Origin of the sequence: Asticcacaulis sp. (genome assembly GCF_051956075.1) — a bacterium.
In the GTDB taxonomy this organism is placed as follows: Bacteria; Pseudomonadota; Alphaproteobacteria; order Caulobacterales; family Caulobacteraceae; genus Asticcacaulis.
The window spans coordinates 140,900-162,451 of record NZ_JBQCGA010000036.1; the positions used below are offsets into that span (position 1 = coordinate 140,900).

16 protein-coding genes are annotated in these 21,552 nt (G+C 56.1%); 8 read left to right on the plus strand and 8 right to left on the minus strand.

The window, feature by feature from the left end; genetic code table 11:
* Nucleotides 1-362: 362 nt before the first annotated feature.
* A complete protein-coding gene (locus ACTHLA_RS10005) occupies nt 363-1,979 on the minus strand; it encodes a Na+/H+ antiporter (RefSeq protein WP_440188203.1) in 1,617 nt (538 codons plus the stop codon).
* 845 nt (nt 1,980-2,824) lie between these two features.
* Here ACTHLA_RS10005 and ACTHLA_RS10010 point away from each other — a divergent pair.
* From ACTHLA_RS10010 to ACTHLA_RS10025, 4 genes are all read left to right on the plus strand, one after another.
* On the plus strand, nt 2,825-3,073 hold the full coding sequence (locus ACTHLA_RS10010) for an antitoxin (RefSeq protein ID WP_440188205.1): 249 nt from the start codon (nt 2,825-2,827) through the stop codon (nt 3,071-3,073).
* A gap of 2 nt (nt 3,074-3,075) precedes the next feature.
* On the plus strand, nt 3,076-3,381 hold the full coding sequence (locus tag ACTHLA_RS10015) for a type II toxin-antitoxin system RelE/ParE family toxin (protein WP_440188208.1): 306 nt from the start codon (nt 3,076-3,078) through the stop codon (nt 3,379-3,381).
* Between the two features lie 293 nt (nt 3,382-3,674).
* The gene (locus tag ACTHLA_RS10020; protein WP_440188211.1) at nt 3,675-5,750 is read left to right on the plus strand and encodes a hypothetical protein; all 2,076 of its coding nucleotides are present in this window, start codon (nt 3,675-3,677) and stop codon (nt 5,748-5,750) included.
* A gap of 33 nt (nt 5,751-5,783) precedes the next feature.
* Nucleotides 5,784-7,871: an AAA family ATPase gene (locus ACTHLA_RS10025; RefSeq protein WP_440188214.1), complete on the plus strand. Its 2,088-nt coding sequence runs from the start codon at nt 5,784-5,786 to the stop codon at nt 7,869-7,871.
* 23 nt (nt 7,872-7,894) lie between these two features.
* Here ACTHLA_RS10025 and ACTHLA_RS10030 read toward each other — a convergent pair whose 3' ends face one another.
* From ACTHLA_RS10030 to dcm, 4 genes are read right to left on the minus strand one after another with little or no spacing between them, the layout of a single operon-like run.
* Nucleotides 7,895-8,620, minus strand: a complete 726-nt coding sequence (locus ACTHLA_RS10030) for an MvaI/BcnI family restriction endonuclease (RefSeq protein WP_440188319.1) — start codon at nt 8,618-8,620, stop codon at nt 7,895-7,897.
* Between the two features lie 2 nt (nt 8,621-8,622).
* Nucleotides 8,623-9,222: a hypothetical protein gene (locus ACTHLA_RS10035; protein ID WP_440188217.1), complete on the minus strand. Its 600-nt coding sequence runs from the start codon at nt 9,220-9,222 to the stop codon at nt 8,623-8,625.
* The gene (locus tag ACTHLA_RS10040) at nt 9,223-9,705 is read right to left on the minus strand and encodes a very short patch repair endonuclease (protein ID WP_440188220.1); all 483 of its coding nucleotides are present in this window, start codon (nt 9,703-9,705) and stop codon (nt 9,223-9,225) included.
* Nucleotides 9,668-10,933, minus strand: a complete 1,266-nt coding sequence (gene dcm / locus ACTHLA_RS10045) for a DNA (cytosine-5-)-methyltransferase (protein ID WP_440188223.1) — start codon at nt 10,931-10,933, stop codon at nt 9,668-9,670. Before dcm ends, ACTHLA_RS10040 begins: the two co-directional genes overlap by 38 nt.
* 784 nt (nt 10,934-11,717) lie before the next feature.
* Here dcm and ACTHLA_RS10050 point away from each other — a divergent pair.
* The 3 genes from ACTHLA_RS10050 to ACTHLA_RS10060 all read left to right on the plus strand — a co-directional run bounded on the left by ACTHLA_RS10050 (nt 11,718) and on the right by ACTHLA_RS10060 (nt 16,363).
* Nucleotides 11,718-12,125 (plus strand): thioesterase family protein, encoded by a 408-nt coding sequence (locus ACTHLA_RS10050; protein WP_440188226.1) that lies wholly within the window; start codon nt 11,718-11,720, stop codon nt 12,123-12,125.
* A gap of 288 nt (nt 12,126-12,413) precedes the next feature.
* Complete coding sequence (locus tag ACTHLA_RS10055; protein ID WP_440188229.1) at nt 12,414-13,313, plus strand: hypothetical protein; 900 nt, start codon at nt 12,414-12,416, stop codon at nt 13,311-13,313.
* A gap of 353 nt (nt 13,314-13,666) precedes the next feature.
* The gene (locus ACTHLA_RS10060) at nt 13,667-16,363 is read left to right on the plus strand and encodes a bifunctional YncE family protein/alkaline phosphatase family protein (protein WP_440188232.1); all 2,697 of its coding nucleotides are present in this window, start codon (nt 13,667-13,669) and stop codon (nt 16,361-16,363) included.
* Between the two features lie 811 nt (nt 16,364-17,174).
* On the opposite strand, the gene ACTHLA_RS10065 is transcribed toward ACTHLA_RS10060, so the two are convergent.
* The 3 genes from ACTHLA_RS10065 to ACTHLA_RS10075 form a co-directional block, all read right to left on the minus strand.
* Nucleotides 17,175-18,494, minus strand: coding sequence for a type II toxin-antitoxin system HipA family toxin (locus ACTHLA_RS10065; protein ID WP_440188235.1), 1,320 nt, complete (start codon nt 18,492-18,494; stop codon nt 17,175-17,177).
* Nucleotides 18,494-18,742: a helix-turn-helix domain-containing protein gene (locus tag ACTHLA_RS10070; protein ID WP_440188238.1), complete on the minus strand. Its 249-nt coding sequence runs from the start codon at nt 18,740-18,742 to the stop codon at nt 18,494-18,496. The genes ACTHLA_RS10065 and ACTHLA_RS10070 overlap by 1 nt, the downstream gene beginning before the upstream one ends.
* A 473-nt stretch (nt 18,743-19,215) precedes the next feature.
* A complete protein-coding gene (locus ACTHLA_RS10075; RefSeq protein WP_440188241.1) occupies nt 19,216-20,175 on the minus strand; it encodes an aldo/keto reductase in 960 nt (319 codons plus the stop codon).
* 133 nt (nt 20,176-20,308) lie between these two features.
* On the opposite strand from ACTHLA_RS10075, the gene ACTHLA_RS10080 reads away from it, so the two are divergent.
* On the plus strand, nt 20,309-21,244 hold the full coding sequence (locus ACTHLA_RS10080; RefSeq protein ID WP_440188244.1) for an AraC family transcriptional regulator: 936 nt from the start codon (nt 20,309-20,311) through the stop codon (nt 21,242-21,244).
* The last annotated feature ends 308 nt before the right edge of the window (nt 21,245-21,552 follow it).

Sequence of the window (21,552 nt, forward strand, 5' to 3'; positions counted from 1 at the left end):
CTTGGTCGTTTGCGATGGCCCGCAAAAAGACCAACGAGGCTTATGGCCTTTAAGACCTTCAGGTTGATCAGAGCTGACGGCGGGGCGTATCGGAAGTCGCAAGCTGATTTTTCCCGAAGCTTGGCGTTCATGGGCGCGGCGCCGGGCCGCAGCGTGAACGAGCGTCAAAGCCTTGAGCCGAGTTGACGGGTATAGTCGCAACTTTCGCGGGGGCGTTCAGATCATCGTCGTCCGCCTCCCGGCTATCGAACCGATGCGAAGATTTCCTGATCGGGCTTTGACGGAGACAATGGCGCTTCCGATGCGCTCGAATTTCAGAAACATGACGGCGCTAATCTTCAAGCCGTCAACCATGGCGCATCCTATGAATTCAGTCGTTCTTCGAGAAGATCGATCTCGCTTACGAGCTTACGCACCAGATCGTCAGGTAGCTCGCCGCTGCGCCCCATCTGATAGTAGGCGTCGCGCTCCGCGCGCAGGCCCTCTCGGCGGAAGTCGCGCTCTAACTGTAAAAAGACGCGGCGTTGTTCAGGGGTTTTCGCCTCATCTTCAAGCCCTTTTAGCCGGTCATGATAGGGTTGCGAGGCCCGGTTGCTCATCAGGCCGTAAACTTCAGATTCAGCGCTCGATGCGGCGTTGCGCAGGGCTTCAATGGCCTTCATGGCCGCCCGGGCTGCACGGACGCGCGCCTCTTGGATGCGTCTGTGCGCTGAATCGTCTTCAGGCAAATCTAGGCCTTTGAGCAGAACAGGCAGCAAGAAGGTGGCGATCAGCAGCGAGGCGATAATCACGCCGGCCGCGAGGAAGATGACGAGGTTGCGCACCGGAAAGGCGTCGCCGCTCGCGACCGCGAACGGAATGGTTAAGACGCCCGCCAGGGTCAGGGCGCCGCGCACCCCGGCGACCGAGGTGACCGCGATCAGGCGGAAGTTCGTCGGGATCGGCGCGCCTTTGCGCCTGATCTGAGTCAGCGCGAAGGAGAGCCACACCCAGCAAAAGCGTAAGGCCCCCAGCGCCACCGTGATGGCCAGGATATAGAACAGCATCCACATCGGGTCGCGGTGGCCGGTGACCGACACCAGATGTTCGGCGCGCGCCATGATGCTGGGAAATTGCTCGCCCAGCAGCACGAAGATCACGCCATTGAGCGCAAATTGCACCGTATCCCAGACGGCGCCGCGCTGCAGGCGTGTGGCGGGCAGGGCGCGCCCGGATTGTTCGGCGTAGCTCATGGTGATCCCTGCGGCGACGGCGGCGAGAATGCCTGAGCCGTGCAGCAGTTCGGCCAGCAGATAGGCGCCCATGGGGATCAGGAGGCTGATGACGATTTCCGTCCCCGGCTCTTCCCCCAGCCAGCTCGTCAGCCGTCCCTTGATCAGATTGACGCAGAAGGTGACGGCGACGCCACAGGCGATCCCGCAGGCAGCCAGCCACAGGAACAGGCCGGAGGCGTGCAAAAGGCTGAACGATCCGGTCACCACCACGCCGACGGCGACGCGCAGGCAGACGAGGCCGGAGGCGTCGTTGAGCAGAGATTCGCCCTCCAGAATGTGCTTAAGCCTGGGCGGTAACGAGCGCCCGCGCGCAATGGCCGATAGGGCCACTGGATCGGTCGGCGAGATCACCGCCGCCAAAGCGAAGGCGACGGTCAGCGGCATGTCCGGGATCAGCCAGTGAATGATCAATCCACCGCCGAGAACAGTGAAAACGACGAGCCCGACCGCCATTTGCAAGATGGGGCGCCAGTCGTTGAGCAGGCCCGCCTTGGGGATGCGCCAACCTTCTATGAACAGAAGCGGCGGCAGGAACAGGAGAAAGAAGACGTCAGGCTCAAGATCAATGGTCTTGCCGGTCGCCATCACGATCGCCACGCCGAGGCCGATCTGCACCAGTGGGGTGGGGATGGGAAGGGCGCGCGAAATCCAGCCGCTCACCACGACAGCCAGCAGAAATATCAGCGAAATAATGACGGCTTCCATGCCCCTGCTGTGTCATTCCCCGTATGGGAAAGCAATGGGAAAGGCGCTAATTTGGGCTGACTTTATTGGCCACAGCTGCGTAGAGCGCGACCGGATTTGCCGCGGGGCCGGTCCAGGCGTCCGCGACGGCGGCGATCAGCGAAATTTGCGACGCATACGTTTGGCTGGCGCTACAAGGCTTTCGACAAAGACGTCATCGCGACCAAGACGTTTGGCGCGAACAATGTCTTGGGCGTCTCAGGGCGGACGGTCGGTCCCGCCATCATTTTGAATTAAACCGCTGTGTTTGCGGCGGTTTTGTCATTTCGAGACCATTCAAACCCAACATTGACCCCAGCAGTGGCATGGCTTGCTGGTGAATTGAGCCGGACGCAACAGGACATTTATTGGAGTTTACACCCAAAACATTGCATCTTCGGATCATGTCCTGTTCGCCTCACGAGCCCAGCGAAGACTTGCGCAGCCTTCCCCGATATGGCGCTACGGATGAAGGCGCCGTCCAAGGGCGGTTGATCGATCTCATAAAAGAGAAGGTCATCCTACGATCTCGCAAGAAGCTGACACCTCCTAAGGGTTTTGAGCCGATCTCTGCGAGAGAACCTTCGGCGCAAGAAAACTTTCTCGACGCAGCTTCGGGCAATTGAGCTGGACCCAGAAAACTGCACAGGTAGCTAGGCTGGGAGCACATCAACCTCACCGGCGAATACCGCTGGCCAAATCCTTAGCGTAGGATTTCATCCTCTCCCGCAAACGTCCCCATCATTGTTGCGACATCCGACATATGCTGGATGTCCAAGCATCTTTGTGCTAATGTGGGGATGTGGGAGTTTACAAGGTTGGTATCAATGAGCCGCTTAACTATCGACATGACGGACCAGCAGCATCAAGCTTTGAAAGTCCATGCCGCGTTGCAGGGTAAAACCATTAAACAGTACGCGCTCGAACGACTGTTTCCCGGCGACACCGACGCCGATCAAGCCTGGCTGGAACTGAAAACCTTGCTTGGTGACCGCATCAAAGCGGGCTTAGCTGGCGAAATATCGACCAAGAGTATCGACCAAATCCTTGATGAAGAACTGGCTGAGAGCGGCTAGGCGTGAGTTATCTTCTGACCGATGCGGCCGAAGCCGACATGCGATCTATTATCCGGTACACACGTAAACAATGGGGCGCTGCACAGGTGCGCAGCTACATTGCCAAGCTGACAGTCGGTATTGCCAATGTCGCCATTGGGAAGGGCGTCTTCAAACAATTGGACACGCTCTATCCGACATTACGCATAGCCCGTTGTGAACATCACTACGTGTTTTGTCTGCCGCGTCAGGATGCTCCAGCGCTAATAATAGCCATTTTCCACGAGCGTATGGATTTGACCGCCCGTCTCGCCGACAGACTCTCGTAGAGCGCATAATAGGAACCTACGGCTACTAGACCGCTGGGCTGTCCTGTCTTATTCAGTGCGCCCCGACGGCGCGTAACACCAGTGGAGGAAGGTTCCTGCCAGTCTATAAAAATATATCATAAAATCAGATATTTGTAAGGGCGTTTTTGGGCTGTGTGTCTGAAGATGTGTCTGAATCTACGTATCTACGCCGATTTCCATTCATCGGATCGAAGACTTGTGCAGAGGACACGCCCGAATTCCTTTTGACTGCCTCCGTGTTTCAGTGTCATTTTCCCCCATAGGTATTATTCTTGCGCAAAATGGAATCGGGGGCCGAATTGGATTATTCGTTAGAGCAATTTTGGAAGCGCAAGCTTGGGGTCCGAAACTTGCGTGGCGCACTTGAGCGGCCGGGCTGGTCAGGTGACGAAAGCGGTCTCGTCACATTTTTAGAGGCACCACTTTCTCATAGTGCCGAGTTGACCGATACGTTGCCAGAAGAGAGTTCAATTATTCTGGTATCAGCACCTGGCGCCGTCGGTAAATCTACGTTAGCGCGGCAAATTTCGGCGGCGACCGGTGCGGTTTACATAGATTTGGCCAAGGCCGCCCCTGTGGGCGGCGACACAATTAGTGGTGGTTTAGCGAAAACCGGTCTTTACCAAGCGTGGCAGGCCGGTGAAGTTGCGTTGTTAATCGATGGTCTGGATGAGGCTCGTCTTCGCGTTACGCAAGAAGCGTTTGAAGCTTTCTTACAGGATGTCGCTGACATATCAAAAGCACGGCAGCTACCAACCGTGCTATTTGGTCGGACTGGCGCTGTGCAGGACGCATGGCTGATATTGGCAGATCAGCAAGTCTCCACTTCCATTTTGGAAATCGGATTTTATGATGCCAATGCCGCGAAAGACTTTGCGATGGCAGTGGTGGCAAAGGATAATCCGGATCGTTCACATCGCACCGTAGAAGCGGAAGCTGTAAGCCTTCTTCTCAATCGTATACGGGAGCAAACGAAGACTGATGGAGACCGCTTTGCTGGCTACGCTCCGGTTTTGCAGGCGGTGGCACGCCGCGTATCCGCAGAAAAAAATGTTGCGAGTCTTCTTGCGGAGGTAAGGCAAGGGTCTCAGCCGATAACTCTACAAAGTGTGGTTTGGTCCATCTTGGATCGTGAACACAACAAATTATCGTCTCTCCAATTTCAGGATGAAACCCTACGAGAGAAACTCTATAACCGCGACGAGCAATTAGCCCGCTTGAGTGCAAGGGTGTTCGGACATAACCCACCCGATTTGCCACCTATGAGCGCCAAAGACCTAGAAACTTATAATGGCGCGTTACAAAGTTGGGTTCCTGACCACCCTTTCTTGAACGGTGCCCGTGATGCCTCGTCTGCCGTGTTTGATGCGGTGATTGTCGCCAGTGGCTTGAAGGACAATCGGCTGAGGGAAACTGTACTTCAGAGGGAACTGCATCGAGGCAGTGCAGCCAATCCTTTCCTCGCGGAGTTCTACCTATCCAAGGACAATGCTGAAGCCGATTATGTTCCTTCAGAGCATATTGGAATACTGTATTCATCTGTACGCGCCAGATTGTCGCTGGCAGATACTGCAAATTTGACCATCGAAGGCGGGGAGGATGACGACGGGAATGCCATTCTTGAGGCCGACGTAGAAATTACCCTTATGCGTGGTGATCGGCCCGAAGAACAAACTCGAAAGATCACATTATTAACTGATCAAACTGGAACATTCAGGTTGGGCAGTTATATAGGCGGCATGAGCCTAGATATCCCCTTATCGAAAGTTGAAATTGGCCCTGGTCCGGAAGCAACAGTTTTTGCACCAATCAATATCCAGTGTGATGAACTCATCATTACAGCGGGACGTTTATTCGTTGAAGCCTCTCAGGATAAAGCGCAGTCGGTTGTGTATTTGGCTGCAAACAAGTTTCTCGCCACACAACCTATGTCCCCTCCGATTTTGCGCGGCAATGTTCAACTGTCCGTTATATGGCCTGGGGCTAACAGTTTCCCATGGACGAATTTCGCAACTACTCCGATCGAACCGGCCGATCCTAGAATTAAGGAAGGCCTTCACAGGTTCCGAAAGTTTGTCACATCATTCCGCTCTCACAGTAAAGGAGAATTAGCGAGGTATTCCGCAAAGCTTGAGCATAAGCGAATGACTAAGGGATTGGGACAAGCCATTCTCGATCACATGAAGGATACGGGGATTATGACCAAGCGGAGCGCAAATGACCCAATGTATATTATGGACGCCGATAAGTTGGGTGATATTTCCGGCGCGACATATGCACAGGCGATGGCCTTTCAATTCAACGACAAAACCATCGAGTTTGTACGACAGGCGGTAAAATCAGAGTAGTAATTCGTTGCCGTCTTTGCCGGGAGAACGCAAATGGCTAATTTCAATATAACGATCGAAAACTGTAACAGCATTGACCAAGCGACGGTCGTTGTCACTAAAGGCAGCCTCAATATAAAATATGGCCCAAATGGTATTGGTAAAAGCACCATTGCAAAAGCGATCGTTTGCCAAACGCGCAATGACGGCTCACTTGAAGGTCTGACGCCGTTTAAAAATCGCGGCAAGGCTGCCAGCCCGAAACCCGCAGTGACCGGTGTCGATGACATCAAATCATCGCTAGTGTTCGATGAAGAGTATGTCAGCCAGTTTGCTTTTCAGCAGGATGAAGTTGTTAAAAACAGCTTTGACATATTTATAAAGACGCCGGAATACGAAGCTACGTTGACCGAAATAGATACCTTATTTCTCGGTATAAAGAAGGCGTTTGCCGACAATGTTGACCTTGAACAGACCTTAAAGGATTTGAAAGACCTTCGGGATGCTTTCGGGAGTTCGACCGCCGACAAAATTCACAAGTCGAGTAAGATTCACAAGGCTTTTGGCTCAGGCAACAAGATCGACAATGTGCCGGAGGTTCTAAAGCCGTATGAGACCTTCATCAAGAGTAACGAGCCTTCAAAGTGGATTGCCTGGCAGATCAAGGGCAATGAATTTTTAAAGCTGGGCGAAACATGCCCGTATTGCTCCAATGATCTTCCGGAGGGACCGCAGAAGGAAACCGTCCTCGCCGTTGAGAAGGAATATGACGTAAAGGCCGTTGATCACCTGAACACCCTAAAGGCCATCATCCAGCGTCTTGGTAAGTATTTCAGCGACAAGTGCCGTGAGAATCTTGATAAGGTTACGAAAGCAAAAATTGAGCTGACTGCTCAAGAGCAGGGCTTTCTCACCAGCCTGAGAACCGACATTGAAGCCCTCATCGGAAAGCTTGAATCCCTTCGTTCGATATCGTTCTTCTCGCTGAGAGACGTCGATAAAATAAAGGATAACATCGAGGCTTTGAAAATCGATTTGGCCTTTATTGAAAAGCTCGATTCGGAAGAGACGAGAAAGGTAATCGACCCAATTAACGTCCAGCTTGAAACGTTGATAAAAGAGGTTGGAACTCTCACCGGCACGATCAACAAACACAAAGCAAGAATCGCCAAGACAATCAAAGACAACCAGGAAAGCATCAATGCATTCCTTAAATCGGCTGGTTACAAGTATCAGGTTGTTATTACGGCCGAACCAGACTCGTACAAGATGAAGCTTGTTCATCAAGACCTCAACAAATATATTGAGTCAGCAGCTAGTCACCTCAGCTATGGGGAGAAAAACGCATTCGCTTTGGTTTTGTTTATGCACCAAGTGCTAAGCGAGAATCCTGATATTGTGATTCTAGACGACCCCATTTCATCATTCGATAAGAACAAGAAATTCGCCATCCTGCATGAACTGTTTCAAGGTAGGGCCAGCCTGAAAGGCAGGACGACTTTGATGCTTACGCATGATATTGAACCGGCAATTGATGTGATAAAAAGCATCAGCCGGGTCTTCCAAGGCTCGTCACCGACAGCGACGTTCTTAAGTTCAAAAGCAGGTGTCATTAGCGAAGTGCCTATTCTCCGCGACGATATCCAGACGTTCGCCAAAATTTGCAATGACAATATGGGAACGCTTGCAGACCCGGTGATCAAGGCGATTTATATGCGTCGGTACTACGAAATTCTGGATGATGTGGGGATGGAATACAACATGCTTGCCAGCCTCTTCAAAAAGCGACCGGTTCCGACCGTTAAGACGGATGCCGGTCAGCGTGATATGACGCCGGCCGAAAAGCAACAGGCAGAGGCGGAAATCAAGAAGTGCATTCCGGAATTTGATTACGACAGCCTTGTTCAAGACGTTTCTGACGACGCCAAGATGAAAGCGAAATTTGCCGCAACAGATGTGGGGTATGAAAAAATCCAGCTTTTCCGAATTTTACGCGGCCAACATGACGATGATGTCATTACGAAATTTATCAATGAATCCTATCACATCGAGAATGAGTATGTGATGCAGTTGAATCCGCACAAATTTGAAAGTGTACCGGAATACGTCATTGAAGAATGCGCGAAAATTATTGCGGCTTGAACCGACATGGCATCATGTCGGGACTAGGCTGCGCCTAACAAATCGACTTCCTCGTGGCTATGATACATCTGTGTGATCTGGTGATGCTTGACCCGGAACTGGCTTCGCCGTTTCAGCTTGGGCGTCGCTGTTGAAGCGGCTTCCAGTTTTACCGCCGGATCATAATAGACAACGCCCGTCGTGAAAGCCTTGAGGAAAAGCAGGAAGTCAGTCTGCTCGCAAAGCAGAACGCGCGGTCCGTAGGCATATTCAGGTGGCGGCGTGCGGAACAGGGAGGGCACATAAGCAGCCTGGGCGTGTTTGCGGTTCCAGTGCTGCATCATGCCGGTGAACGACCAGATGGCTGCCGGTTCTTCATCCCGGTCGAGAAGCATGATGCCGCCGGTCAGATCAATGGTTCCGTCTGCCGGGTTGAAACCCTTCATGGTCATGCGCAGGCCGGTATCGGCGTGATAGTCCTTTTCGCAGGTATAGATGCCGCCGAAGTTCGGGCGGTCCGGCTTTCCCTTTTTGTCGGGATAGCCATAGCGGCGCAGAAAGGCTTCGGGGCCTTCGGCCTTGTAGAGGCCACCGGTCGGCTCCGGCGTCATCAATGTTACCGGCGAACTCGGCGCAAACTTTGTGAAATCCTTGACGCCATATTGTTTGATTTCCCAGCCCATGAAGTCCGGCTCGGCGATGCCATTCGGGGTAATCCCCAGTTCTGCTTCAAGGGTGTAACCACCTGCGTTCGGCGCGCTGTAAGGCATCTTCACGCCGCCTTTCCGAGGCGTTGCGAGGCAATCCAGTGCAGTTGATAGATGCGCTTCAGCTCGGCCAGCAGGATTTCTTTCGGGCTTGTCTTGCTGTCAGGGTCGGCGGGCAACTCAAGGAAAACACCGACCTGTTGCCACTCCCGCGCGTTCAGCTCAACGGCTGCCGGATGATCGGCTGCTGTGGCATAGCCGAGCACATCACCTGATGGCGTCATACCCATGAAAAGGACGCGCCCGGCGTCCCGCACGGCCATGATGTCTGACGGCGCAGCCTTGCAGCCTTTGAGGAAGCCCGACATGCGGACTTCGGGATAATCCGGATAGAGGATCAGTTGCGCGTCAGGAGCCAGATGCCTGCCGTCAGTATCCAGCCAGAAGAATCTGACACCTGCCTTCGGGCGATCCTGTTTGCTGCCCGCCATCGGGCGCGTATCGACCACGATCTCGCCATGCGGGATGATGTTGAGCGCGCCGAAACCACCGCCGAGATAGACCTGGTTCTTGGAATTATCGTTCGGGGCAAGCTTCTTGGCATAGATGCGCTCTGCGCCGTTGTCGCGCATCATCTTGAGAAGTTGTGAGAGTGATGCGACCAACTATTCGCCCCTGATTTCCAATGTCTGTTCTTCCGATTTTATCCAGGCAATCAGGCGAAGCATGACGTCTGCGAAATCCGGCTTTGTACGCCCTTTCAGCGCGCATTCCCATATTGTGGCGATTCGCCAGCCCTGTATCTCCAGTTGTGCCACTGCAACTTTGTCGCGGGCGACGTTGCCATTGATCTTGACGCGCCAGAAGTCGGGACGGGACTTCGGCCATTTGAACAGATGACAGTCATGGCCATGCCAGAAACAGCCATGCGTGAATACGACGGCATTCCAGCGCGGCAAGACGATATCGGGATGTCCCGGCAATTTTCGGTCATGAAGCCTGTACCGGAAACCTGCTGCATGAAGCCCCTTGCGGATCATGATTTCCGGTTTCGTGTTCTTGCCACGAATACCGGACATCATGCGGCTGCGCGTGGCCTGATCAACGATATCAGACGGCAATGCGCTGCTGTCCTCCGCCTGTTTCACCCTCGGCAACTGCCGCACGGAGGAAGGGTTCCATATGTCGTGCAACGGCCTCGACCACCGGCACCACGACGGCATTGCCAAACTGGCGATAGGCCTGTGTATCAGAGACGGGAATGATAAAGGGCTTGTCGCCGGGCTTCTCGAAGCCCATCAGACGGGCACATTCGCGCGGTGTCAGGCGGCGCGGATTCCGGCGTGGCTGCTTCACAAGGATTTCCGAGCCGTCCTTGTAGTAGCGTGCTGAAAGCGTGCGGGTCACATCGTCCGGTCCGACAAGGCCGAAGCCGAACCCGTTGCCCGCTGCGCGGTGCTTCTCGGCATAGTTCTGCAAATAGCGCCACAGATGATCGGTCAGGGTATATTTGTCGATGACGCGCCCGGTTTTCGGGTCAAGGTAATGCCCGTCATCAAAATCAGGATGCCCTGAGCCATGGAGGATCGTGCCGAGCTTCGGCCCGTTCGACGGATTAGGGATTTTCATATTGTCGAAGGTGAAGTCGTTTTTCTCGCGGAAGCCAACGATGAAAATGCGCTCCCGGTGCTGCGGCACCCAAGATTTTGCGTCGATGACCTTGTAGTGAACCTGATAGCCAAGTTCCTCAGTCAGGGTGCGGTGGATGACTTCAAAGGTACGGCCCTTGTCGTGGCTGACGAGGTTCTTGACGTTTTCAAGCAGGAAGGCGCGCGGACGATGATATTCGAGGATTTGCGCGACATTGAAAAACAGGGTGCCTTGGGCTTCGTCATGAAACCCGTGCTTGCGGCCCAGCGCATTTTTCTTGGAGACACCGGCAATCGAGAAAGGCTGGCAGGGGAATCCGGCCAGAAGCAGATCATGATCAGGAATGGCATTTAGCGGCACCTTGGTGATATCGCCTGTCACCTCATGATCATCGTCGTAATTGGCCTTGTAGGTCTGCTGGGAGTATTTGTCCCATTCGCTCGTGAAGACGCATTTGCCGCCAAGAGGCGAGAAGGCGCGGCGTAACCCGCCAATGCCTGCGAAGAGGTCGATAAAGGTGAAATCTGGCTCGCCGTAACTTTCAGGCCGGTGTTCTGCCGCCATTTTCTCCAGAAGCTGAACAGCAGCCTTGCGCGGTTCTGCCTCGCCATTTTCCCACCGGTAGATCGTCCGGCGGGAGAAGCCGGTGGTCTCTACGAGCTGGTCGATACTGAGGCCTGTACGGGCACGGAGGCGGGAAAAATCGGAGACATTTTCTGTGAGCATGGGCACCTCTGGGAATCTTTGTGCCACGCTGTCATGAATCGGCCTCGCCCGGCAAGGGGAAAAAGAACAATAAGAGAACATAACTTCCCTGATTATCACTTATCCAAGGTTTTGGGTTGCCCTGCAACCGACTAGCCCCGTGGCAATGAGCAGGTAACAGCGGTCAAGGCCGCGCCCCATAAGGCGGCGCGCATGAAGCATGGCCTTTACCGCAAAAGGGCGCAGCCCTGTTCCTCGTCTATCACCCTGTTCAATTCAGCGACGGAACAGCGCGACGATCAGCGGCTGTAGCCGTCCACGCTTCCTGTTCAAGGCTTCTCGCTTCCGCACCTTGTTTGTGCAGCTTCGACCGTACCGGCGCATCGCGCGGCCTGTTCCCATGAGAGCGTAGTGGAGACGGCAGACCTCCTGCTGTCGCGCAATTCCGCGCGCCTGAATATGGGGGATGACATGACATACACAGAACTGAGCCTTTTGATGACCGCTATTGCTCACCTTATCGCAGCTCTTGCTGTGGATCGGCGTCCAAATTAGACGCCGATAGAGGGTCCCTTTTCGACGCCGGTTGACACGCCTTGTGCGCGCGCGGGATCGGCGCATGACGCCCGGCGTTGATAACGAAGAGGGGCAAGGCTCTGGCCGATTCTTTTCAGACGCACCGGGGTGAGGCGAACTTTTTTGCCCTCATATTGACATTACGCGCCGCTGGTTTTGTCGTCTACGCGCACAAGCAAGGGAGACTATCGACATGTACAGCAAGGCTCTTATCGCCGGTTGGGCCGACATGGATTTTAACGCCCATATGGGCGCCGCCGCCTACCTCTTGAAATGTTTCGACGTGCGGATGATGTTCTTCGCTGAAAAAGGCTTTCCCATGGGCGAATTCGCCAGACTGAGAATCGGCCCCATCGGCATGAAGGACGAACTTGAATATTTTCGCGAAGTCGGTCTGCTTGACAGCATTGTCGTCACCTTGCAGGTGGCTGGCCTGTCCCAAGATGGCAGCCGTTGGCGGTTGCGGCAGGAGATACTGCGAGATGACAAGCTGTGCGCGCGGCTGACGAGCGTCGGCGGCTGGATGGACCTTTCAGCGCGCAAACTGATAGCCCCTCCTGAGGCCTTGAGCGCGCTCTTCGGCCCAGAGCTCAGGGCGGACGATTTCTCGGAGCTATCGTCCAGCCTCAAGCCGTAGGTCGGGCGCGCGCCGTCCTTTTTGGAGATATTGCCGCCTTCGGCGAAGGGGGAGGGGCCGAGACGTTCAAGAGCCGCGCCCGCATCGGGGGATCCCTTATCAATTCAACATCTACGACGCTATATCGGATGTTTTAGATTATGTACGGCGCGTCAGGTCAGGGAGCTTATCGACCTGGCTTAGCGAGCTGACCGGCGAGGCGCTTCAGAAAACGGTCCGACTGAGACTTGGCTTTGACAAGCGGCGTCTCGTCCGCGTAACGATGTCATCTCAGTCAGGGGCGAGTCGATGTCGAATAGGGTTGATGAGGCGCTGATGCAGTGGCTCGAATGTGATATGTCGCCGTCGGCCGTCGGCAGGCTCGTCGATCATCCGAATTTCAGGCAGGCGGCTCGGGCGCTGAACAGGGTCAAGGTCGAGGCGGCCTTGCACCCTGTCATGTCTTTGTTCTCAAAAGACGCAGGCCACTATGTCGCCGCCGCCATGTGTTTTTCCTTGGCGGGCAATGGCGGGATCACCCTGCCGCGTCTGAAAGCGGCGAGCGCCAAGAGCCGGTTGATGAGCGCAGGCCGCGCGCGCGCCATGCTGGGCTACTGGGTCCATGTCGGCTTCTTAAGCGTGGAGTCGCATAGACAGGGTAGGGACGCGGCGCGCTTTATCCCGACCGAGCGCTTCGTCGACGCCTGGTGCGGGCGCATGCGAAGCGGTCTTGCAAGCGCGGCGCAGCTTGAACCCTCTGTCGACGCCGTTCTGACGATGATGCATGATCGACGCATCTTGGTGAGCTACGCTCAGGTTCGGGGCGAAACCGTTCTTGCGGGTCTTGCACGGGCTGAGGGGCACGAATCGTCTTTTGCGCGGATCTTCAACCACAGCGTCGGCGGCGGCCGCGCGCTGGCCCTCCTGTTGAGTCGGGAGGCTGATGGCGCAAGCCTGGCGTCGGGCCCGATCGCTTTTTCGGTTCAAGAGATTTCGGAGCACTGCAAGATCTCGCGCATTCAGGCCAGGCGCCTGTTCGACGCCGCCGAGGCCGAAGGTCTGATCGAGATCAAGGACGGCGCGCTGACATTTTCAGAAGCGGCGCGCCGTCATATCACCTACGCAACCGCCTTCGAATTCGCCAGCATGTTGCGCTCGGCGGCCGTCACGCTGAAGGCGTTCAGCGCCCCTGTTCTGGCGGCTGAATAAAGGCTTCGTTCTGGCAAGGGACAAGATCATCCTCATCTGCGAAGATCAATTTGGGCCATCGTCCTCCTGGCGAGGGGCGTCTCATCAATGGCGTTTGAGACGAGCTCAGCCTTGGCGGCGCGATTTTTTGTGGCGGCTCGCGCTTAAACTTGCGATCGTCACATAAGCTTTGCTTATCTGCGCCAATGCTTTCCTCGTTCATGCCTTCGGAGGTCAGATCGATGATTAAGGCGCTTAGGCTCGCCACCGCCGCGTTTGTCATCCTGCAAGCGGGCGCCGCTGTGGCGCAAAATGATCATCCTCTTCCGACGGGGCAGACATTAACGCCCTTGGCGATGACATCGGCGACCTATATGCCGCTTCGGACCGCTATGGGACCGCACCCTGACTATGTCGCCGATGGCGCAGCCGCCATGCGCGTCAGTCCGGATGGGCGCCATATGCTGGTTCTGACCAGCGGATTTAATCTCTATAACGGGTCTGACGGGAAGCTGGTCAAGGCGCAGTCAGGTCAATATGTCTTCATCTACGATCTGAGCGACAAGGGCGCGGTCCACCGCCAGACGCTTGAGGTTCCAAACGCCTTTTACGGCTTGTCCTGGCGTCCTGATGGATCCGGTTTTTTCGTATCCGGGGGCGTCGACGATGAGGTTTATGAATTCGTCAAAGCCAGGAGCGGCTTTCGTCAGAAGGGCGCGCCGATCAAGCTGGGCCACGCCAATGGCAATGGTATTGACGTGAAACCGCAAGTGGGCGGTCTGGCGCTCAGCCCAGATGGGCGAAGGCTGCTTGTCGCCAACTACTATAACGATTCCGTCACGCTCATCGACGTGGCTACGCGGAGTATTCTCACCGAACAGGACCTTCGCCCCGGCAAGATCTCGCCTGACCAGCATGGCGTCGCCGGCGGCGAATATCCTCTTGACGTGGTATGGCGCGATGACCGCCACGCCTATGTCGGAGCTGTGCGCGATCGTGAGGTCGTCGCCCTTGACGTCAGGCGCGACAAAGGGCGCGACAAAATCAGCGTCGCCAAGAGGATGCGCACGATCGGCGAGCCGACGGCGATGTTGATCGACCCGGAGCGTCACAGGCTCTATGTCACGGAAGACAATGACGACAAGCTGGCTGTGATCGACGCCTCGGAAGATCAGCTTGTCAGCGAGGACCCGATCGGCTTTCCAGAGCAGATGAACGCTGGCGACCTTGGCAAGGGGTTTAATCCGAACGCCCTGGCGCTGTTGCCCGACGGACGCCTTCTGGCGTCGCTCGGCGGCGTCAACGCGGTTGCGCTGGTCGATGTCAGCAAGGATCGGGCGCGTGTCTTAGGCCTTGCCCCGAGCGCCTGGTATCCGAGCGCCGTGGCGAGCGCGCATGGCTTTGTCTTTATCGCCAACCGCAAGAGTGCGCCAGGGCCCAATCCGCAGGGATGTCAGCCGAAGCTGGCCGTGGAACGCGCACAACCTGCGGCCTGCGGCGCGTCCAACCAGTACATTTTCCAGCTGGAAAAGGCCGGTCTGTTGCAGGCCCCGATGCCGGATCCACGGGATTGGGCGCGTCTGACGCTCCAGGTCGCCGACAATACGGGCCTTGACCGGCAAGGCGAACGCGCAAAGGCCGAGGCGATCATGGCTGAGGTCAGCCAAAGGATAGCGCACGTCATCTTCATCATCAAAGAGAACCGCACCTATGATCAGGTTCTGGGGGATCTTGAGGTCGGCGACGGCGATCCGCGTCTGGCGATCCTTGGCGAGCGATTAACGCCCAATCATCATGACCTGGCGCGTCAATTTGTCGACTTCGACAATTTCATGGACTCTGGCGAGCAATCAAGTACGGGCTGGACATGGTCGACGGCGGCGCGCACGACGGATATTCTTGAGAAAACGGCGCCGGTCAACTACGCGGGCCGTGGCCTAGCCTATGAGTCGGAGGGAACGTCGCGCTACGTCAACACCGCCCTGTCAGGCGATGCGCGCCGCGCCGCCAATCCCAAGGCTCCCAAGGATGATGATGTCCTGCCCGGACCACTCGCCATTGCCTCCCCGGACGCAAAGGAAGATGATTTGCCGGGGCAGGGCTATCTGTGGAACTCGGCGCTGCGCGCAGGACTGAGCGTTCGTAATTACGGCTTCGCCAATGACATGCCCTACGATTCCGGCGCGCCGGGCGCCGCGCCGCTTTCACGCCGGGCCTTTGACGAGCGCACCCGCGTCTTTATCTCCGATGATCGGGCGCTGGCGGGGGTGAGCGATCCCTATTATCGCGGCTTCGATCAGAAATTTCCAGACTATTGGAATGTTCAGGAGTGGATGCGCGAGTTCAAACAGCAGGAGACCGACAAATCCATGCCGGCCCTGACCCTGTTGCGCATCAGTCATGATCATTTCGGCGAGTTCGACAAGGCGATTGACGGCGTCAATACGGTCGAGACCGAGATGGCGGACAATGACTACGCCCTCGGGCTCGTGGCGCAGCGCGTCGCGCACAGCGCCTTCAGGGACAACACGCTGATCTTTGTTATCGAAGACGACGCCCAGAACGGGGCCGATCATGTTAGCGCCAGGCGGAGCCTCGCCTACATTATTGGCCCCTATGTCCGCCATCATGCGGTGGTGTCGAGCGCCTACACGACGATCAACATGCTGCGCACGATTGAGGATATTCTGCATCTTGCGCCGATGGGCCTGAATGACGCTCTGGCGACGCCCATGGCAGACGCCTTTGACCTGAACCAGACCGACTGGAATTATCAGGCGAAGGCTTCGAGCGTCCTGAAAGCCACCGCCTTACCGATCCCGGCAGAGGACTTCGTTCCTGACGCGCTTGCCCGCGCCTGTCCCGTTCATACAGCCGCCTATTGGACGCGGGCGATGCGCGGGCAGGATTTTGAGGTCGAGGACCATCTGGATACAAAGGCCTTCAATGCGGCGCTGTGGACGGGCCTTTCGGGCGAGGAAGGCGTCCTAACGCGTACAGGCGAAGATCTGAGGATTAAACGTCAAGCGCTTCTAAAGCGGACCGATATGCGATCGCCGTGTCCTCGCTAGCCTAGCCTTGGCGAGATCTTATAAGGTCGGGAGATTAAGGTTAGCCTGACTGCCAACGACTTTTGACAAGGAGCGCGCTTTGATCTGATGGAAGAAGGTCAGCGCTTTAGCGAAGGTCGGCTGCCTTGGCGTCGAGATCACCGGCTCTGCGACGCGGCCTTCTCAAACGCGGTCGCCGGGCCGAACATGGCGTTGAGCGAAAGGGTTGAGGGAGGACGCGCCAACATCCTCCCTCAGAATTTGTCGACGCTGCGGCTACCCGGAGAGATAAACTGTTCGCCGACAAACTGAACGAAGCCGATGTTAAGATGCCTCAATCTTCGGGCGAAACAATAGCCTTTGTAACCAAGTCAAAAATGTTCCGTAAGGGCAAGATGCGGGTCGCGAAGCCCATGGCGGCGCATCTAAGCCTTCAGAGACATCTTAGCCGCCCTCACGAACGGCAAGGGTTGTTGATTTTCGACGAAGTCTCACCTGCCTGAAGGGGAAAATGGCGCGGGTATCAAGCGCCTCAAGCCAATCATGTGGCGTCTGCAAGCAGGCCTTTAGGGGAGGCCTTGCTGGAGCCGGCTTATCTTGCCGCCAATACGCTTAGTCATGTTCAGCAGGTTGGCGCATTTATGAATTGAAGTCGAGTGTAAGCATGGTTCATGACGCAAAGCCAAACTTGGGTTGTTGCGAGGAGGCCTTATGACACTACGCTTTGTCTTGCGTCGTCGGCAAGAGGAACCCTTTCGCTGATCGTGCGGCGCTGGCGAAGTCAGGTCGATGCGGGCGACCTTGGCGCGCCGACGGCGGCCTCCTCAAGCGTTCAGAGCATCCCCAGGCAGTCGGCGAGGCCAACCAGTCGCTCACGGAAGCCCCTGGCAATGGAATCTGCGACGCTGCCTGGGAAATCCCTGGGCAGCGTATTTAAAATATTGTCCAGATGCGTCCCGGCATTGTCCGCTAGGTCCTCAAAGATTGTGGTAACTAAATCCGGATTGAGGCCAGCCCTTTGCGCGCTCTGGACGAAGTGGCGGGGGGCGATTGAGTCGATTTCATAATGGCGGCGGTCTCCAACGGCCATTGCTAACTTCATTCGGTTACGGTTGATTTGTCCAGCATCGACGCTCGGCTGTGCTGACAGCACGTCATAGAGCGGCGTCAGGCGATAACGTCCGCCTGGATAGAGAAAGACGCTAAAATTCTTCCCGTGGCCGTCCGTAGCGCCGAGTAACCAGAACACGACCATGGTTTTGAAAAAAATCTGCCTGTCCTTAGTCACCTCATCGCTGCCGCCGAGCAGCTTCAGGATGCTTTGAATGCCGGGGCCGCCCTCTCTTTCGTATTTCAACGTCCAGGGCGTTGAGAGCGCCTGACAGCAATCCTCCTGCGGAACACGGAGTAATCTGCCGTCGTCCGTCCATTCACGGTCGAACCGTTCAACGACGAGCACGCGATTACCGCCGAAGTCCGCCATATTGACAGATGCGCTTGGCAGGCCCAGCTCTGACATGAGTTTCAGACAAAAATACTCGTTCTCAACGCTATTCGAAAGATCAATGCCGTTGGGGAGCTGTCCGATTTGTGGCTTGAAGATATGTGTGGTGGGCGTTGCGCCGAGTGGCTTTAGCCATTGTCCATTCAGGCGCAGCAGAGCCGTCTTTTCCTGTGCGCCTGCGATCGAAATTCTGAAATCATCATCTTCATTCAAGCCTAGCGGGGCGGTGGCGAGATTGGAGAGAATAGCCCCGATCTCGCTATCAGATACAGCCCTGCCTTCGAGGCTCACGGTGGGTTTCGGCTCGGCGTCTTCTAATAGAAATTGCATCGCGCCGACGCAGTCGCGGCCAAGGGCGGCCAATAAGCTGTAGGCGTCGACGCCTTCGGCGCCGACCTTTGCCGCGACCTTGATACGGATCGCTTCGTTATCGGGCAAAAGGTTGTCAAAGACGGCGCTGACCGGTGCGCCGATATAGCGATCTTCCCTGAGAGGAAGCGAAAGCGAGACCGGCATGGCGTGTTCCCATGAGAGCCAGTCAGGATTATAGGTGAAATCTATCGCGCCGCTGGGCGCTTTGCAGAGCACGCCGACGTGGCGATTGTTGAGGAATACATTCAACGGCGCATAATAACGACGGCGCGCCATTAGAATATGTCCGAAAGCTTGGTCGCCTTCCCCTTGCTGCGGGGACGTAGAACGATTTCGAGTTCAAGCGCATTTAAGATGGCGAACAGCGTGTCAAGCGTTGCGCCTTTGCCGGCTTCAAGGTTGGAAACGGTTGCCTGGCGTTTACCGACACGGCTTCCCAGATCACCTTGTGGGATGTCGGAACTCTTCCGGTATCGGCGTAACAGGGCGCCGAGCTGTTTCTCGTTGCGCGCAATCTGTTCCATAAACACTCCATTTAAGGGGTGCATATACGAAAATCAGTATAGTTTGTCAATATACCAATTTCCGTATAAAATTAAATTATACGCCTTTTCGTATAAATGCTCAATATCCGAAAAAGCATGTGCCGCGTGCTCGACTGCAAAAGAAGAGCCTATGGCGACAGGCTACCGATCAAGCACGATTTTGAAGCCCCACGCATAATCCCATCGCGATGACGATTCATCGTTTCCGATGAGGCCGACATCTTCGCTCACCGATCGTCGTAACGGATCACCGGGCGCGTAACATCGCATTCAGATCCGTCCGTTTCGCGTCCAAAGACCACCCTATTTTCCTCTGACATGAGCGAATATCCGTGGCTCAGGCATCTTTTTGGGTGACGACCGACTGTCGGTCTCGTTCCTGAGATGCTGATATCGCGCAATTTCGAAATGGCCGCAGCCGACCTGCCCAGAAAGGGGATGACGAAAAGACGTCAGTCGTGCATCTCCTTTTCCCACCAGCCGCGGGTGTTCACCTTAGCGGCGTCAGCAAGGGCTTCCAACTCGGCGATCTCGTCAGGGGTGAGTTTTATGCGGCTAGCCCGAACCAAGCCATCGATATAGCTCCCCTTTGTGACGCCGATGATCGGCGTCGCGCCCTTGGCGATAGCCCATGCCACGGCGACGTCGGCGGCAGCCGCAGAGTGGCTTCGTCCCATCGAGGCGAGTCTGTCAGTTAGCGCCTTCAAACGGGGCAATATGTCATTATAGGCCTGCGCGCGATTTGTGCCTTGGGGCAACAGATTCTGCGCACTGTATTTGCCACTCAAGGCGCCCTGTTCAAGAACCATATAGGCGAAGAACGTGATGCTGTGATTGCGGCAGTGGTCGAGGATGCCGGCATCCTCGGAGCTGCGATAGAGGAGGCTATAATGATTCTGGACGGCTTCGACCCGGAACCCGGCTTCGCCGAGGATCTGGTCGGCGAGTTTGATTTCGCTCAGATTGTGATTAGAGACCCCGACATGCTTCACCTTTCCGCTCTTCAGCAATGGAATAAGGCGGGGCGTCCATCGCGCCACATCGGCTGGATTGTGAATCCAGTAGAGGTCAATGTAGTCGGCGCCGAGGCGCGTCAGGCTCTGTTCCAGCATGTCCGCCACCGGATCCTCGCCGCTTCCTGCAGCTTGCGGGGTGAACTTCGTTGAGAGCTGGTAATCGCTACGCGGATAGCGCTTCAGGACTTCGCCAAGCACGGTCTCGGCGCGGCCCATGCCATATACGAAGGCGCAGTCCCACAGGGTGAACCCGGCCGCTTGCGCCCTGTCAGCTAACGCTTCCAGATCGGCGCGCGTGAGGGTGCTGCCAAAGTAACCGTCGCCGGTCTCGCCACTGTCGCCCCAAGCCCAGGTGCCCAACGCAATCGTGGGGGATTTCAGGTTCTCGATCGTCATATTTTCTCCATGCGCGCTCTGCGGCCAACTACGTTGCGCCACGCTGCGGGCACTTTGTTGCAAGGCGGCCCCGATGGTTAGCCTGATGCGCCGTAATTCCTGCCTAATCCTCCAGGGGAGAGGCGAGTCCGTCTTGTCGTTGCGCCACGTGCGTGCGATGTTTGGTTTCATGACGACGCTGAATGAAATCGCCGCTGTCATTAGCCGGCACGTCTCAAAGGATGGCTTTCACGCCACCCCCATAGAACGCGCGACACTTGTTCGATCCTCCACGTTGACGATGCCAATGCCGACTGTGTACCGGCCGCAACTCTGCCTTGTCGCGCAGGGGCGCAAGGATGTGACAATGGGCGATCACATCTTCAAATATTCACCCGGCCGCTATGGAATCGTGACCCATGACCTTCCAGCGATTGGGCATGTGGTGGAGGCGACGCCCGATAAGCCCTATCTCTGCCTTTATCTCGATTTCGACCCGATTATGCTAGGCGACCTGGCGGCGCGCGTGCCGCCGCCGGCGGGAACGCCATCTCCTCCCATAGGCAAGACGGTGTCCGATGCCGGTCCTGGTCTGCTTGATGCGACGCTACGTCTGCTGCGCCTGCTTGACGATCCGACGGCGCTGCACGTGCTCGGTCCTCTCGCCGAGCAGGAAATCATCTATCATCTGCTTGCCGGGCCAGACGGCGTCAGAATGCGTCACGTCGCCTTAAGCCAGGGCCGAGTGGCGCAGATCGGCCGCGCCATTGCCTGGATTGGCCAGAATTTCCGGGAACGGCTGAGCATCGAGCAACTTGCCACGGAAACAGGCATGAGTCCGTCGAGCTTGCATGAGCATTTTCGCGCCGTGACGGCGACCACGCCACTGCAATTCCAAAAACAGCTCAGACTGCAAGAGGCGCGCAGTCTGATGTTGATGCAGGATATCGATGTTGCGACCGCCGCCCTGCGCGTTGGTTACGAAAGCCCAACGCAGTTCAGTCGCGAATATCGCCGTCACTTTGGCGAGCCGCCCGCGCGCGACATAGCCCGCCTGCGCGCTTCACCTAACTTAGCCGTCGTCGCTTGATCATTTGCCCGTGATGCTTTGGACGACCTGAGAGTTTGCGATAACCAAGATCACGAACCATTCGGCTGAAGCTGTTTTCGGCGATGGAGATGCCCCCATTCGTCGTAAATTCATCCCACCAAATCGATAAGGCGCCAATGAACAACGCCATCAACGGCAGGAATTGGCCCTTGTTCAAGCTTTGGCGCCGGGACCTGCCTTTGCGCGGCGTTCAGTTTCGGGCGGGCGCCTTTCGCTTTGCGGTCAATTAGACCTTCATGGCCCTATGCGTTGAAGCGCAAAACCCAATCGCGAAAGATTTGCAGTGT